8 protein-coding genes are annotated in these 15,387 nt (G+C 52.4%); 5 read left to right on the top strand and 3 right to left on the bottom strand.

What is annotated here, in order from left to right:
* Window positions 1–147: 147 nt before the first annotated feature.
* The gene (locus tag PA598K_RS32540; protein ID WP_185602362.1) at window positions 148–1,959 is read left to right on the top strand and encodes an ABC transporter ATP-binding protein; all 1,812 of its coding nucleotides are present in this window, start codon (window positions 148–150) and stop codon (window positions 1,957–1,959) included.
* A 163-nt stretch (window positions 1,960–2,122) separates the two neighbouring features.
* On the opposite strand, the gene PA598K_RS32535 is transcribed toward PA598K_RS32540, so the two are convergent.
* From PA598K_RS32535 to PA598K_RS32525, 3 genes are all read right to left on the bottom strand, one after another.
* Window positions 2,123–3,514 carry a S1C family serine protease gene (locus tag PA598K_RS32535; protein WP_128660912.1) on the bottom strand — a complete coding sequence of 464 codons (1,392 nt, stop codon included), beginning with the start codon at window positions 3,512–3,514 and terminating at the stop codon, window positions 2,123–2,125.
* 371 nt (window positions 3,515–3,885) lie between these two features.
* A complete protein-coding gene (locus PA598K_RS32530) occupies window positions 3,886–4,995 on the bottom strand; it encodes an MBL fold metallo-hydrolase (protein ID WP_128660911.1) in 1,110 nt (369 codons plus the stop codon).
* A gap of 221 nt (window positions 4,996–5,216) precedes the next feature.
* The gene (locus PA598K_RS32525; protein ID WP_260405725.1) at window positions 5,217–8,780 is read right to left on the bottom strand and encodes a discoidin domain-containing protein; all 3,564 of its coding nucleotides are present in this window, start codon (window positions 8,778–8,780) and stop codon (window positions 5,217–5,219) included.
* Window positions 8,781–9,167: 387 nt separating this feature from the next.
* Between PA598K_RS32525 and PA598K_RS32520 the strand changes: the two genes are divergently transcribed.
* The 4 genes from PA598K_RS32520 to PA598K_RS32505 all read left to right on the top strand — a co-directional run bounded on the left by PA598K_RS32520 (window position 9,168) and on the right by PA598K_RS32505 (window position 15,160).
* Window positions 9,168–11,459 carry an AraC family transcriptional regulator gene (locus PA598K_RS32520; RefSeq protein ID WP_128660910.1) on the top strand — a complete coding sequence of 764 codons (2,292 nt, stop codon included), beginning with the start codon at window positions 9,168–9,170 and terminating at the stop codon, window positions 11,457–11,459.
* Between the two features lie 61 nt (window positions 11,460–11,520).
* Entirely contained in the window at window positions 11,521–13,233 is a 1,713-nt protein-coding gene (locus PA598K_RS32515) for an ABC transporter substrate-binding protein (protein ID WP_376739105.1), read from the top strand.
* Window positions 13,234–13,305: 72 nt separating this feature from the next.
* Window positions 13,306–14,262: an ABC transporter permease gene (locus PA598K_RS32510; RefSeq protein WP_128660908.1), complete on the top strand. Its 957-nt coding sequence runs from the start codon at window positions 13,306–13,308 to the stop codon at window positions 14,260–14,262.
* A gap of 16 nt (window positions 14,263–14,278) precedes the next feature.
* Complete coding sequence (locus PA598K_RS32505; RefSeq protein WP_128660907.1) at window positions 14,279–15,160, top strand: carbohydrate ABC transporter permease; 882 nt, start codon at window positions 14,279–14,281, stop codon at window positions 15,158–15,160.
* Window positions 15,161–15,387: the final 227 nt, after the last annotated feature.

Genomic DNA, 15,387 nt, shown 5'->3' with positions numbered 1-15,387 from the left:
TTGTTTGGTACATCCGATGGCTACTGAATTTGTACCGCAAAAAGAGGTTCAGTCATCGTAATAAACACTTCAAGCCCGGACGCAAAAGCTTTTGGGACTGAAGAAACAGTTCTACTCTACATACTATGATTCAAAGGAATGATGGTTATGAAAAATATGAGGAGAGCATTTCAAACAATACTTTCAGTTTATAAATTATTATGGACTTGGGAACCCAAAATCATCCTTCTTTTTATAGGATTACGTATCATTTTAGCATTTGTGCCTGGCATTCAAATTTTAATAACTAAGGAACTTCTCGAAAACATAAACGGAATTATAGACAATAATCTACCTGTCTCGGCAGTCTTCGGTATCTTAGCACTCCAAGGAGCTATATTACTGCTTGCGCAACTGATAAAATCCATTGATAGATTAGTTAGTAGCTACTATGAACGTATTGGAAAATTTCATATTGACTCAATGATAGCCAAAAAGTCAACAATGCTTCCCCTTTCTTTTTTTGATAGATCAAGTTCATACGATCAATTGGAAAAAGCATCTTCGGGGCAACATGCTGTAAATCTATTAAGCCTTTTTTTCGAACTTGTTCAGTCAGCCATCACATTGACTACCCTCATCATCATCGTTTACAGTATTAATCCAATATTGGCTATAGGAGCTCTATTTTTTTTAATTCCATCTCTTTATGTGAATTTTATTTACGGGCAAAAACGAATTCTATTAATAAGGGAGCAGACAGCATCACAGCGACTGGTTCTGTACTTATTCAGCATCTTAACAGGAAAAGAGGCGGCAAAAGAAAATCGCATCTCCAATACATTCGATTACTTTAAAGGAAAATGGAGTGCGGCTTTTAAACAGAACATTAAAGAACAAATGAAACTTGAAAAACGGGCAAGCTTTATCGCTTGGAGCATGGAAAGCTTGAGTGCATTATATGGTGTTTTAATACTCTCCTACGCTGTATGGTTAATACATAAAGGGCAGGTTTCTATAGCTGAATTTGTTGCACTTATGCAAATCATAATGTCTTATCCGTCTTTAGTACAAAGCATATCTTCCAACATTTCGCGAATTTTTGAAACCACCTTGCTGGTTGATGATCTCTTTTATTACATGTCCTTACCTGAAGAAAAAGACCATAATGGACCCACTGCTCATATTCCCAAACCACTAGTAAAAGGGATCAGGATTGAGAATTTATCATTTAAATATGTCAATAGCCAAAAGGCTATTCTGAATAATATTTCTATTGATATTAATAGTGGAGAAAAAGTAGCCATTGTTGGTGAGAATGGCTGTGGTAAAACAACTCTCATAAAATGTTTGCTAGGATTGTATGATCTACCGGATGAAACTATTTTTTATGATGACATTGATATAAACTCAATTAATAAAAAACACTTGCGCCAAAGAATTAGCGTGGTTTTTCAAGACTTTATGAAATACCAATTATCCGCAAAGGAAAATATCGCTTTGAGTGACATAAATAAAGAAATAAAAGATGAGGAAATTAGACTAGCAGCAAAAAAAGCAAAAGCATCAGAATTTATTTCTCAATTACAAGATAGTTACGAGACGATACTAGGCCCACAATTTCTAGGGGGAACTGAATTATCATATGGTCAATGGCAACGTATCGCATTAAGCCGTGCGTTTTACAAAAACACAGATATCATCATTTTAGACGAACCTACTTCAGCTCTTGACCCGATAGCTGAAGTAGATTTGCATCAAGAATTTCTGAATGTTTCTGAGGGGAAAACAACCATCTTCATTTCTCATCGCCTTGGTAGTTGTAAATTTGCTGATCGAATCATTGTGCTAAAAAATGGAACAGTGGCTGAGGTCGGTACGCATGATGAATTGATAAAACACCAAGGCTTATACTATCAGATGTACAATGAGCAAGCAAAATGGTACCAAGTGAATGAGCCGAGCCTCTCTCAAGTGTAAATTGAGTTGAGAGGTTTTCCAAAGTCATTCCGTATATCAATCGAATTAAAGATGTGATTACAAAAACAAATAAGCCTTCAAGTCCACTTTGAGAGTGATTTTGAAGGCTTTTTTTGCGGACTGTGTCACGTTATCTCTTGGAGAGTTACCCCGAGCGGGTAAATTATGATGCGTTTTTATCCTCCACGATTACAATGAAATCAGTTTCCTTCCCATCCCGGAGAACAGTTAACGATATCTTTTCACCGATAGGAAGAGCTAACACTTGATTGACGACATCTTTTGATTTCTCTACAGCTTGACCATTTATTTTAACAATTACATCGTATTGTCGTATTCCCGCTTTAAATGCCGGAGTTCCGGGTAGCACTTGTGCTACAAGCGCTCCTTCTACGGAATTCAAATTTAAATCATCCAGTATTTCTTCTCTTATATCAGTTAGTGAGACGCCAATGTAGGAGGAAGGAATGCTTTTCCCCTCTTCCAAATAATTAATAAATGGAACAAATACACTGGTAGGTATAGCAAACCCGATTCCTTGCGCTTCGGAGCTTTTGGCAGTATTCATCCCAATCACTTCGCCATTTAAGTTGATAAGAGGTCCTCCAGAATTTCCAGAATTTATAGACGCATCTGTTTGCAGCAAGTGACGGTACTGTCGTTGTCCATTATTGTCATTGATAGGTATTTCACGCTCTTTGGCACTAATAACGCCCACTGTAACTGTATTCTCGAAGCCGGCGGGATTGCCTATAGCAACCACCCAATCTCCGACATTGATAGCATTAGAATCCCCCATCTTAAGAATCGGAAAATCTTGTTTACTGTCTATTTTTATGACGGCTAAATCGTGTTCCGCACTCTTTCCTAATACAGTTGCTTTGAAAGGTTCAGCAGTGCCGTCCACAGTAACTTCAATCTGGTCCGCGTTCGCAATTACATGCTCGTTTGTTAAAATATATCCCCCCTTCTTATAAAAAAATCCTGAACCTGCTCCATATAAGCGCAATTGACCATCATTGGAGGATTTCGGCTGTTCATTTCCTCCACCAAAAAAGTACCAGAAGGGATCATTTAAACTCCTAGTTTCTCTACTGCTGGACTTTGTATACGTTTTTATCAAAACAACAGCTCCATTAGATTGCTGCACAATAGAAGAAATAACATTCTGATTAGTCGAAATGGAAGTTGATGTGGTCGTAATATTCGCAGAACTTATTCCGGAACTTTGCTGATGCCCCATTGTGTGGTCAGAAGAAAAAGGGTTGACACCACTGGCGAGCATCACTATGATTGCTACAATTCCCCCGGCTAGAAATGAGACGCGTTTTTTAAAACGAAGTCTCTTTTTCGCTGAAGTAGAGCAATCTAATTTCTCCTTCTCCTGCTGGTCTCCGTTTGAAGTTGCGGATACAAGTAAATTCGGACTGCTTTCGCCATCTGTGATATACAGTCTTCTACTTGTGTTCATGACATCTGAAGTTTGATTTTCTTGCTGCATTTCCTTTTGAATCTCATCATAATAATCCGTAAAATCACGCTTTTTCCTATCCATACCACATACCCTCCTCTTACCGATTTATGTATAATTTTAGGAGGGTCATATTAAAAGAAGCTTAATTTTTTATTAGGCTGAGCTAAAATATTCGCTGGGGCAGATGGTTCAAGTTGTTTGGCCGATTGTACATAAAAAAGCCTACATGATCAACAATTTTCGGCTGATGATCACCCCCTCTTTTGCTTCCAGACGCCATACAGCCTACGACAAACACCCCTTGCCTCCATGAGATGGAAGCAAGGGGTGTTTTGGTCTACACATTGCCCTATCGGAGCGACTTAGCGGATCGCTCCATCGGGGAGCCCCGCAGGCCCTGCTTCATCGAAGCGGCCTACCGGATCGCCCCATTGGGGCGACTCGCCCCCGCCTCATCGAAGCGGCTGCCACCAGGCGGCGGCTGGCACCTCTGCCGAGCCGATCGCTACCGGCTCGCCGAGCGCAGGTGTCGCGATCGTCGCTCCCGCCGCTCGGGCCGCTCGCGTCGACCGCTCGATCGGGTCGGTCCAGCTGTGCATCGCCAACGTGAAGGCGCCCCAGTGGATCGGCAGCAGGACACGACCGCGCACGTCCATATACGCCCGCACCGTCTCCTCCGGCGACATATGGATGCCCGCCCAGCGCTCATCGTATTGGCCGCACTCCATCATCGCCAGATCGAAGGGGCCGTAGCGCTCGCCGATCTGCTGGAAATGCCCGCCATAGCCGCTGTCGCCGCTAAAAAATACATTGTGCTCCTCTCCTGTAATAACCCAGGAGCACCACAACGTACGGTCGCGTCCGGTCAAGCCGCGCCCCGAGAAGTGTCGGGCCGGCGTGCAGGCGAGCCGCAGCCCTTCATAGCTCGTCTCCTGCCACCAGTCCAGCTCCTCGATCCGCTCCGAGGCCACGCCCCACCGCTCCAGATGGCTTCCTACGCCAAGGGGGACAATGAAGCGTTTGACCTTATCCTTCAGCTGGCGGATCGTCCCGTAATCCAGATGGTCGTAGTGATCATGGGAGATCAACACGACATCGATATCATCCAGCTGCTCCGCCTGGATCGGCGGCTGCTTGCTGTATCGCTTGCCGCCCACCGCAGGGACGGGCGAAGGCGCTCTGCCGAGCATCGGATCCAGTAGCATGCGCATGCCTTCCATCTCCATCAGGACAGCCGAGTGTCCCAGCCAGACGGCTCGCGGCTGCCGGCTTCCCTTAAGCGGATCTAGCACGACCGGTCGCACCGGGAGCGGTTCGGCTGGCCGCTGCTTCGGAACGCCCCGCACATAATCGCGAAGCAGCGTCTTCGTCGTATCCCAGTTCATCCCCATCGATGTGGGAATGAGGTTCACGAATTTGCCGACGCCATATGCCGGGGATTGCTGATAGCTCAGCGTCTGCTCCTTGCCCCGCTTGCCGCCAAAAACCGGATGACACGAAACAAAGCTCACAGCGCCCAGCACGCCCGCTGCCAACAGCGACAAAGTTACTCCCACTCCCATTCCCATTCGTCTCCCGCCTTCGTTTTAAGTATACTTTTAACGATATACCTAAACGCAGGCCATAGCAAGTTTACGTGCGTGGGGCATTCCTCCTTCGCGCACGTATCCTTCTCGCATTTATCCTTAATGGAGCGCGTCCCCACTCTCCAGCGGGATCAACACGGCTTCGACGCGAGTCGCGGCCGAACCGGGGGCGAAGCGGTTGCCGCCCTGACCACTGATTACACCGGCTGCTCCGCCCGCCGTACAACCTCAACAGTCACCTCTTCTTGGAACCCGTACGCAGGATCCACTACCGCAAAAGTGACCTGCCCCGCCTGTCTGGCCGTCAGACGACCAAGCTCGTCTATCGTAGCGACCGCCGTATCGCTGCTCGTGTAGATTAGCCCTTCTGCGTCTGTGCGGCGTCCATCGCCATAGCTCCATCTGGCGCTTACTGTAGCCTGCTCTCCCACAGTCGCCTGAGCGGGCGCCGTTACCCGCAGCGCGAGCGGCGAGGGCCGGAAGATGGCGACTTCGGTGACACTGTTCCAGTTATTGCTGGAGTTGCCTTGGCCGTTGATTCGGATGTAGCGGACCTGCGTCTCAGATATAGGGTACAACTGCGGTTCATTGGTCAGCCCCGAGCTCTGCCCCGCATACAGCGCTACCCAATCCGTGCCGTCCAACGAGCCCTCGATATCAAAATAATAGCGTCTCGCATCTCCGAACATATAAGCGATGGAGACTGCGCCAACCTCCCTGACCTCTCCCAGATCGTACTGAATCCATTGCTCTCCTGCCGCAGCCCAGCGGGTACCCAAATTGCCGTCGATCGTCTTGTCTGGCGTATTGCCCTGCGCCGCCTCAGGCACGGCGCTGGCTGTGACAGCCGCGACCGGAAGCTTGTTCACTGCGGGCGGTTCCCCGATAATGGGTCCGGACTCGAACCGAATGGTATAGCGCTCCACCGCGCCCGGTCGCGCCGGGTCCGTCACCTCCACGATCGCTTTGCCTGGCAAGCCCTCTGCCTGACGCACCGACACGGAGTAGTCGCTCGCCGCGGTTACGACAGGGATATCCAACTGGTCGAATGGTACGATGACCTCGTAATACGTCTGTTTTGGATTAAAGCCGGACAGCGGCTGACCATCTACTGCAATATGCTGCGCCTGCGGCCGGACGATAACCTCAGGCAGCTCGCCATCCGGAATCGACCAATCTGTCAGCACGCTTACCGTTGGCGTTTCCTGAGGCAAGGGCTCGCCCTCCCGCAATGGAACCATCCATACCGTCAGATCGCTCTGCTCTACGCCCGCCATATGCACAGCAAGCTTGCGAATGCCATGATTGATGGATTGGCCTTCGGGATTCGGCGAGGTGGGCAGCGGCTGGGCAGCCATCACGGATAGCTCGGCGCCTGCCGGGGCTTCCAGCAGCTTGACGTACAGCCGTTTATCCTGCGAGGAGAGCACCGCCGCTCTGCCGTCCTCTACAATCTCGACCTCCGCCCGCGTATGCATGAACCAGTACCATTCCGACGGCTGCTTGAATCGCATCTCATCCCGTACGATCAACTCCTGGCGATCCGCTGCCAGCATCATTCCCCGCTTCATCGATACCGCATCGCGCGCATACCGCTCCGTCAGATCCAGGATGCCATAGGCCCCTCGAGGCTTGAGCTCGCTATCGATCAAGAGCGCCCTGGCATTGTGCTGCTGCTGCATAATCGGATTATCCTGCGGATTCACGACGATCGTGTTGTGCCCTTCCGCCGTCTTGCGGTAGTACTGCCATCTGGCCCCGCTATAATCCCAGAAGCCCGGCAGATTATACGACTCATTGCCCGAATCCATCGCCCACCGTACCCCCAGCGCGTCGAATACAAAGGTGCCGGCATCGAGATCGTGATGACTGAGCAGCGTATCATCGAAGCCCTTCATCGCTGCGAACAGGGCATTCGGATCGTCCCAGGCGCTGCGCATCGATATCGTCTCGATACCACGGAACGTACGGTCCAGCGCAACCGGCGGCGTGTCGAACATGCCAGTCTTATAGAACACAAGGTATAGCGGGTCGAATACCCCCTTGCGGTCATAGAGATCCCCCAAGTGCCAAGCGTGCTGCGGCTGATTATAGAAATCTGCATACCACATCGATTCCGGCTGATTAAGACTGATCCCGCCATCATAGAAGTCAAAGAATCCGCCTTCCCCGAGCAGGTAGACCGGAAACTCGCCCGAGGCCGCGACGCCCGGCAGGGCAGACAGCCCATAATCTTCACCGAGCACGTTGTTCATAGCTGCCATCATGTAGGTGAAGTATTGGCCTCCATAATGCCAGTAGGCAGGGCCCTCCAGCCAGCTACCGTCCTCCGTATAGAAGCGCAGCGCTTGCTGCAGCTTGGTATAAGCGCCTCGCAGCACTTCCGCAGCATCATCGGCCGCTGCTCCGCCTCGATCCATGATCGCCAGCGCCGCCAGGGCGAAGCAGCCGTTATCGACCAGATTAATATTGTTGAACTCCCCGTTATGACGGAACTCCCCCCGATACCACGCGAGCGCGACACCAAGCGATTTGACGCGAATTGCCTCGGCGATCCGCTCGCTTTGCTCCTCCGTCAGGTAGCCTTGCAGCCAATCATACGCCAGTGCGACGCCATACGTCAGCTCGGCGAGCGGCAGCATATTGTTCGTGCGACCGTACCAGTCCGGGTAGGCGGCAATGGCCTCCAGTTCCGTCACTGCCCTTGCCGCGTAGCTCGCTTCCCCGCTCAATCTGTACATGAGCGAGGTGTGAATGAGGCGGTCGCGTATGACGTTATAATTGGCGCCGTTAGCGGTATGCGGCAACGGCTCTGTCGCCAACACCCCGTCTGCCAACGCCTGTAGTTCATCCGCCCATGCCAGCATGTACGGATCGCCGTCTGCGAGGAGCTGCTCGATCTCCACCCAGCGCGCATCATTAGCCAGCAGTCCCCCGCCGCCGTCCGGCCCCATCAGGGCCAGGATGTCCGCTGTATCCGGGAGGACGAATACCCTCACCTCGCCCTCGGCAGAAGCGCCCGTCCCGCTATCGGCCCGGACCAGGAAGCGGTCGTAGCCGATATACCCGGTGTCCGGGGTATACACGAAGCTCCCGTCGGCAGCAACACTCGCCTCGCCGTGCTCCGCCTCCGATACGCCAGTCCAGGTCAAGCTGCCCGGGTCGGCGAATCTTACCTTCTCGAGCTTCCCTGCCAGCGCTGTATTTTTGGGCGTCGCATGCCATAGCAGGTCCAGCACAGGCTCTGCCGCTGCGTCAGGCTCGATATGTACGATGGAGAAGTCGTCGAGCCACATCGTACCCGTCGAATTTTCCAGGAATGCCTCAAGCTTAATCCAGGCCGGGTTGGTGATCGTATCTGGAAGCGTCAAGTCATGGCTGAAGTACGTCCAGTCGCTCGTGCCCGTCAATTGACCAAAGTTGGTCAGGATATTGCTGCCGCTGCGACCTGCCTGGACACGCAGGATCGCTTTATTGGATAGCTGCTCCGTCTTCATCCAGCCGCTCATCCGGTACGTCTGCCCCGCCACCAGGTGAGCTCCCCTTGTCTCTTGGACAATTGCGCCGCGGCTGACACTATCGGCCGAGATGCGGGCCGAGCGGCTGCCGCTGCGGCTCACCGTATCATCCACGGCGAAGACTGGCGTGCCTGTACTGCGGAAGAAAGATGTGTTTGCAGGCGCGATCCCGTCCTGCCAGTTGTTGTTCGTGCCGCCCAGCATTTCGAACCCTCCATTAGTCAGCAAATTGTTTGCGGCCATAGCGATGCTCCCCTCGTATTGCCCAGCTTCGACATAAGGTACAGACATGGATGTGACACAAAGAACGAGAACAAGACATCGCGCAATCAAGCGTTTCACTGTCATCCCCTCCTAAAAGTTTTCCGAAGGAAAACTCGCTTCGGAAGCATACGCTTAGTTTTCCGAAGGAAAACTCGCTTCGGAAGCATAACTCGTCTCCAAGCAGCTTCTATACTAGGCCACTTTATGGCCATAACCTACAGTACATCCTTCATATCGTCAGGCTATTGTTAAGATTTTGTCAGAATTTCCTAACTGCGCACAGGAAATGTCCTGCACGGGTTGAATTACAATGTCTAATCAAAAGACTGCTTACTACACCGGGGGACGGGGAGGAGACAAACGCCTATGCCATCTTACAAGCAAGCACGGACGCGCAAAATAAAGTTCTTCAACCGAATGAGCGTGTTCGCGACGTTAATGTTCTCTTATATGATGGTGCTGATGATTCCGCTCGGGATCGGGCTGGGACTGTACAATCAGGTGGAGTCGATCATGATCGAAAATGCCAACAATGCCAACTCGGCCTTGATCGAGCAAGTCAAGCAGGTTGTTGACAGCCGATTGGAGGAGTTGGATCAGCTGGCCAGACATATCTATACCCATCCCCAGTTGCCCGGCTTGCTCCGACATGCCGCTCCGCTCAGCGGACCAGAGTCCTATGAGTTTGTCCGGTTCAAGGAGGAGCTCGAACGCTACCGCAACATCAGCACGTTCATCAGCGATTTCTATATTTATTTTCATGAGAGCGACACGGTGCTCACGCCAACGATGAAAACAAGCAGCCAGCTGTTCTACTCCAGCATCTATGGATATGAGCAAATGGACTATGAGCAATGGCAAGCGCTTCTTCGAGAGCCACAGTTCAAACGCTTCCTGCCCTCAGCCAAGATCGGCAGCGGCTATACGCAGCGCAATGTCGTCACTTACATGCAATCCTTGCCCATCGGCGAGCGTACGACGCCCTCCGGCTCGCTCGTCATCCTCATCAACGAGCAGGAAATCCAGCAGCTGATGGCCGAGATCATCAAGGCCAATAACGGCGCTCTCTTCATTAAAGATGCGGCAGGCCAGGTGCTCCTGCGCACCGGCGATCCCGATATCGAGCTGTCCACAGCGCTGACAGGGCAGCAGGACAATATGAGCCTGTCCACTCACTCCCTGCAGAGCGGCTGGGAATACATCTCTGTCGTGCCGGGCGAGGTGTTCTGGGAGCGGGTGAACGAGGTCAAGATGCAAGCGCTGAGTATGCTGATCTTCTGTCTTGTAGCCGGAGGAATCGTATGCAGCCTCATGAGCTATCGTGCGTACCGTCCGCTCAAGGAAATTATTCATTCGATCGGCAGTCGCAAGTCTGACGAAGAAAAGCAATACCTGGACGAATACGACTACATCAAATCCTCGGTGCTGCACTCGATGGACAAGCAGGCAGAGCTCGAGGACCAGCTCATTAAACAGACCCCCGTCATCCGGACCAACTTCCTTGGCAGGCTGCTCAAGGGATATGTGGAATGGGACCAGCTGACGCCGGAGACGCTGGCCTTTATGGGCATCTCCTTTCCGTACGACCACTATAGCGTCATTCTGATTCGTCTCGACGATGCGAGTGGATTTATCCGCAATGACAGCGAGAGCGAGTGGGCATTGATTCGGTTTGTTGCCGGCAAGATTGCCGAAGAGATGACGACGCTGCCTTCTTATGCCGTCGAGCTGGACAAAAGCACGCTTGCCGTCATCCTCAATCTGCCGACAGGACATAGCAGGCAGGAATTTTACGATTGGGTAGAGCAGCTGAATGCCGTATTAAAGGAACGGTTCCGCACGTTGACCACCCTGGCGGTGAGCGAGGTGCATGCCAGCCTGCAAGCCATTCCGGAAGCGCTGCGTGAATGCATGAAGGCGATGGACTATGCGATCTTCGTCAACTACCAGCCCGTGCTTGTGTATGAGCAAGTAAAAAACGCAACAGGCGTTTCGTACAACTTCCCTTTGGAGACCGAAGCGCAGCTGATCAACGCAACCAAGAGCGGCAATGCCGCCAAAGCCGCCGAGGTCATCCATCAGTTATATACGAGCAATTTCGGCAGCAGCCAAATGACGCCGGAGCTGGGCAAGCTACTATTCTCCAATCTGATCAGTACGCTGTTCAAGCTGCTCAATACCTTGAGCCTGCAATACGAGGATATTTTCGGGGATGCCGGGGGTCCGCTGGAGAAGCTGAACGAAGCCGGCTCTGTCGAGGAGCTGTACCAGGATGTCGTCTCGATGTATGAGCAAGTATGCGCGCATGTGAATACCCACCGCGGCGACCCTGCCCTGCTCATGCTGGAGCGAATGAAGACGTATATCAACGAGCAGTATGCCAATCCGATGCTCAGTCTTGCCTATATCGCTGAGCAGTTCCAGATTACGCCGCAATACCTCTCCTCTTTTTTCAAGAAAAACAGCGGCGTAACCTTAAGCGACTATCTGGCTCAGGTGCGCCTCAGACATGCCAAGACGCTCTTGGAGGAGAAAGACCATACCATTGGCAAGATTGCCGAAGAGGTTGGCTATTCCAGCGATATCGGCTTTATCCGGATGTTCAAAAAATACGAAGGCATCACCCCCGGCAAGTACAAGGAACTGCACCGATCTTAAGATTGGCTGGTGCAGATTAACGTCGATCTTAAGAAACGACAGCGCATCACGAATCTGTACCATGTACGAGACGAACCGCCGCTACGTACAATTGGGCCAGAGCAAGCAGCCTTACCAACCTATCCCAAGGAGGCGTCTGCAATTGTATACGACTAATAACAAACTAAAGGGGTTCGTCGTCACTGCCGTTGTCGCAGCTCTGATCGCAGGGTGCTCCAATGGCAATGCCAAGCCCCAATCGCCGGACGCGCCGGCTGACCCCGCGAACACCCCGCCAGCACAAAGCGCCGAGGTCGGGTATCCCGACCAGCTGACCTATTGGGTGCCCCTGAACTCCAACGTGTCTGAAACGATGAAGGATGCCAGTGAAATTGCCGTCTATCAAGAAATCGAGAAGATTACTGGCACGCAAGTCGCCTTCCAGCATCCGCCGCAGGGACAGGAGCTCGACGCCTTTAATCTGATGGTCTCCTCCGGCAATGTGCCCGATGTCATCCAGTACACCTGGTCCAGTGTAGCAGGCGGACCGGACAAGGCGATCGCAGACGGCACGATCATCCGACTCAACGAACTCATCGAAGCGCATGCGCCGAATCTGACCAAGCTGCTGACCGACAATCCGGAATATCGCAAATTAATTACGACCGATGACGGCAACATTTATGTGTTCCCGTTCATTCGCGGCGATGATAACCTCCTCACCTATAACGGTCTGATTATTCGTCAGGATTGGCTGGACGCACTGAACCTGCCGATGCCCGAGACGATAGACGAGTGGTATGAGACGCTGAAGGCGTTCAAGACGGGCGATCCGAATCAGAACGGGCAAGCGGACGAAATTCCGTTGCTGCTGGATATCCCGATGACGGCCTTGAACCAGGCCTTCCTGGGGGCTTGGGGCATTACCGATGCCTTCTATCAGGTGGAGGGTCAAGTGCGATATGGGCCCATTCAGCCGGAGTTCAAGGAATATCTGGCCACGATGAGCCAGTGGTATGCAGAGGGGCTCATTGACGCCGACTATGCGGCCACTGACGGCAAGCTGAAGGACGCCAAGGTCACGAATAACCAGCTCGGCGCTTTCGTCGGGTACTCCGGCAGCAGCATTGGACGGTATACGGATCTGATGAAGGGCAGCCACCCGTCGTTCAAGCTGGCGGGCGCCCCCAATGTCGTCTTGAGCAAAGGCGATCAGCCGCTGCTGGGACAGCGGGAAGCGCCATTCGGAGGCACCGGAGCAGCCATCACCAAGGCGCATGCGAAGCCGGAGGAGACCGTCAAATGGTTGGACTTCAACTATGGCGAAGAAGGCCATATGCTCTTCAACTTCGGCATCGAAGGCGTCAGCTATGAAATGATCGATGGGTATCCAACCTATACCGACGAGGTGATGAACAACCCTGATCTGCCAATTACGCAAGCAATGGCCAAGTATATGCTGGCCAACTACTCAGGGCCCTTCGTGCAGGACGCCCGTTACATGGAGCAATATGCCGTACTGCCAGAGCAACAAGAGGCGATCGCGACCTGGATGGATGCGGATAACAGCCGGTGGATGCCGACCCTCTCGCCTACGGCGGAGGAGAGCTCGCGTTACGCCTCCATCATGAACGATGTCAAAACGTACTATGACGAGATGGTCAATAAATTCATCATGGGCGTCACCCCGCTCGACCAGTTCGACAAGTTCGTCGATACGATACAGGGCATGGGCATCGAGGAAGCCATCCAGCTTCAGCAAGCGGGGCTTGACCGCTTCAACAGCCGGGAATAGCGGCGCATACGCGTGCCGGCAGTTGCCCGGCGGCTGCCGGCATTCGCTTATTCATTGAGGGGAGGGCTCCACATGCAGCCACATCAGACAACCGCAATCCCGCATGCATCGCATAGGCCATCCTTCCGTCAGCGTGTGGCCAAGGACTTCCGTCGCAATGCCATGATTTATGTGATGCTGCTGCCCGTTATCGCTTTTTACGGCGTCTTTCATTATGGGCCGATGTACGGTATTCAGATGGCGTTCAAGAATTTCTCGGCCGGGCTCGGCATTGCCGGAAGTCCTTGGGTTGGCTTCGAGCATTTCCAGAATTTCTTCAGCAGCTTTTTCTTCGAGCGTATTATCGTCAACACCGTTTTGCTGGGGATCTACGATTTGATCTTTGTATTCCCGGCTTCGATTATTTTGGCTTTGCTGCTCAATGAGGTCCGGAGCCGCATGTTTAAACGCACGGTGCAGTCCATCACCTACTTGCCGCATTTCATCTCGATCGTGGTTGTTGTTGGCATGATGGTCGATTTTCTGTCCATGGACGGGCTCATTAACCAGTTGATCCTCTTCTTCGGCGGCGAACCGCTATCGTTCTTGAGGCTGCCGGAGTGGTTCCGCTTCCTCTATACGTCCTCTGCTGTGTGGCAGGGTGTGGGCTGGGGCTCGATCATCTATCTGGCGGCGATCGCCAACATCGATCCCTCGCTGTACGAGGCAGCCCGAGTCGATGGCGCGGGACGGCTGCGTCAGGTGCTCAGCATTACCATTCCGAGCATCATGCCGACGATTATCATTCTGTTCATCCTGCGGATCGGCTCGTTGATGGCGCTCCAGGACGAGAAGATTCTGCTGATGTACAACCCGATGACCTATGAAACCGCCGATGTGATCGGCACCTATGTGTATCGCAAAGGGGTGCTGGAGGCCAGCTACAGCTTCAGCGCGGCCGTCGGCCTGTTCAATTCGCTGATTAACTTTGCCCTGCTCTTCTCGGCCAATTATATGAGCAAGCGGTTCAGTGACACTAAGCTGATGTAGGAGGTCAGACACGACGATGAATCATACCAAGCCTTGGAGCGAGCGGATGTTTGATCTGTCCAACATCTTCGTTTTGGCCGCGCTATCGGTTGTTACCTTGTACCCGTTTGTCTATGTCCTGTTCGCCTCTATCAGCGAATCCTCCGCGTTTGTCCAGCATCGCGGGATTCTGCTCTGGCCCAAAGGGTTCTCTCTGGCGGCGTACAAGATGGTATTTCAAAACCCGAATATCGTCACCAGCTACATCAACACGATTTTCTATGTCCTGGTCGGCACCACGCTTAATCTCATCATGACGGCATTAGGCGCGTACGGTCTGTCCCGCCGCAACGTGATGTGGGGTACGACGATTATGGTCCTCATCGTACTGACGATGTTTTTTGACGGCGGCCTCATCCCCAAGTATATTCTGATGCTCAATCTCGGCTTGCTGGATAGCCGCTGGGCGCTCATCCTGCCCAGCGCCATGACCACCTGGAATCTGATCATTATGCGGACCTCCTTCCAGGCTATCCCGCCTGCCCTGGAAGAGTCCGCACGCATCGACGGGGCCAATGACTTCTCGATTCTGATGCGCGTCATCGTCCCGCTCTCGATGCCCGTCATTGCCGTCATGGTGCTGTTCTACGGCGTCTGGCATTGGAACAAATGGTTCGACGCCCTGCTCTATCTGCGCAACCGCGATCTGTTCCCGCTGCAGCTCATCCTGCGCGAGATTCTGATCCAGAACAACACGGACAGCATGATGACCGGCGTCGGCGGGGGCGACCGGATGCCTGTGGCCGAGACGATCAAGTACGCGACCATCATGGTCGCTACCTTGCCGATCCTGTTTCTGTATCCGTTCCTGCAGAAGTATTTTGTCAAAGGCGTCATGATCGGCGCTATTAAAGAATAACTAGGGCGTGTCTGCAAACCCGAATTGAACACTCCCGCCACCTGCCGTAACCGGCTGAGGTGGGGGATTCTTGGGTAATTACTCCTTCTGGAGCAAAGTGAACCAAGCGATCCCTGTGGTTCCCACAGTTCATGGAATGTGCCGTATCAGACGGCCATCACCTTTATATTTTTCGCGGCATTGCCATCTCGATCAAGCCGGGTCTGACAGACGGAGCATTCCCATGC

This window comes from Paenibacillus sp. 598K (assembly GCF_003851045.1).
In the GTDB taxonomy this organism is placed as follows: domain Bacteria; phylum Bacillota; class Bacilli; order Paenibacillales; family Paenibacillaceae; genus Paenibacillus_D.
This window is presented reverse-complemented; position numbering and strand designations above follow the sequence as displayed.

Bases quoted from the DNA above. Each gene is read 5' to 3' on its own strand.
- PA598K_RS32540 (WP_185602362.1), top strand. From the start codon at position 148: ATGAAAAATATGAGGAGAGCATTTCAAACAATACTTTCAGTTTATAAA.
- PA598K_RS32535 (WP_128660912.1), bottom strand. From the start codon at position 3,514: ATGGATAGGAAAAAGCGTGATTTTACGGATTATTATGATGAGATTCAA.
- PA598K_RS32530 (WP_128660911.1), bottom strand. From the start codon at position 4,995: ATGGGAGTGGGAGTAACTTTGTCGCTGTTGGCAGCGGGCGTGCTGGGC.
- PA598K_RS32525 (WP_260405725.1), bottom strand. From the start codon at position 8,780: ATGGCCGCAAACAATTTGCTGACTAATGGAGGGTTCGAAATGCTGGGC.
- PA598K_RS32520 (WP_128660910.1), top strand. From the start codon at position 9,168: ATGCCATCTTACAAGCAAGCACGGACGCGCAAAATAAAGTTCTTCAAC.
- PA598K_RS32515 (WP_376739105.1), top strand. From the start codon at position 11,521: ATGTACGAGACGAACCGCCGCTACGTACAATTGGGCCAGAGCAAGCAG.
- PA598K_RS32510 (WP_128660908.1), top strand. From the start codon at position 13,306: ATGCAGCCACATCAGACAACCGCAATCCCGCATGCATCGCATAGGCCA.
- PA598K_RS32505 (WP_128660907.1), top strand. From the start codon at position 14,279: ATGAATCATACCAAGCCTTGGAGCGAGCGGATGTTTGATCTGTCCAAC.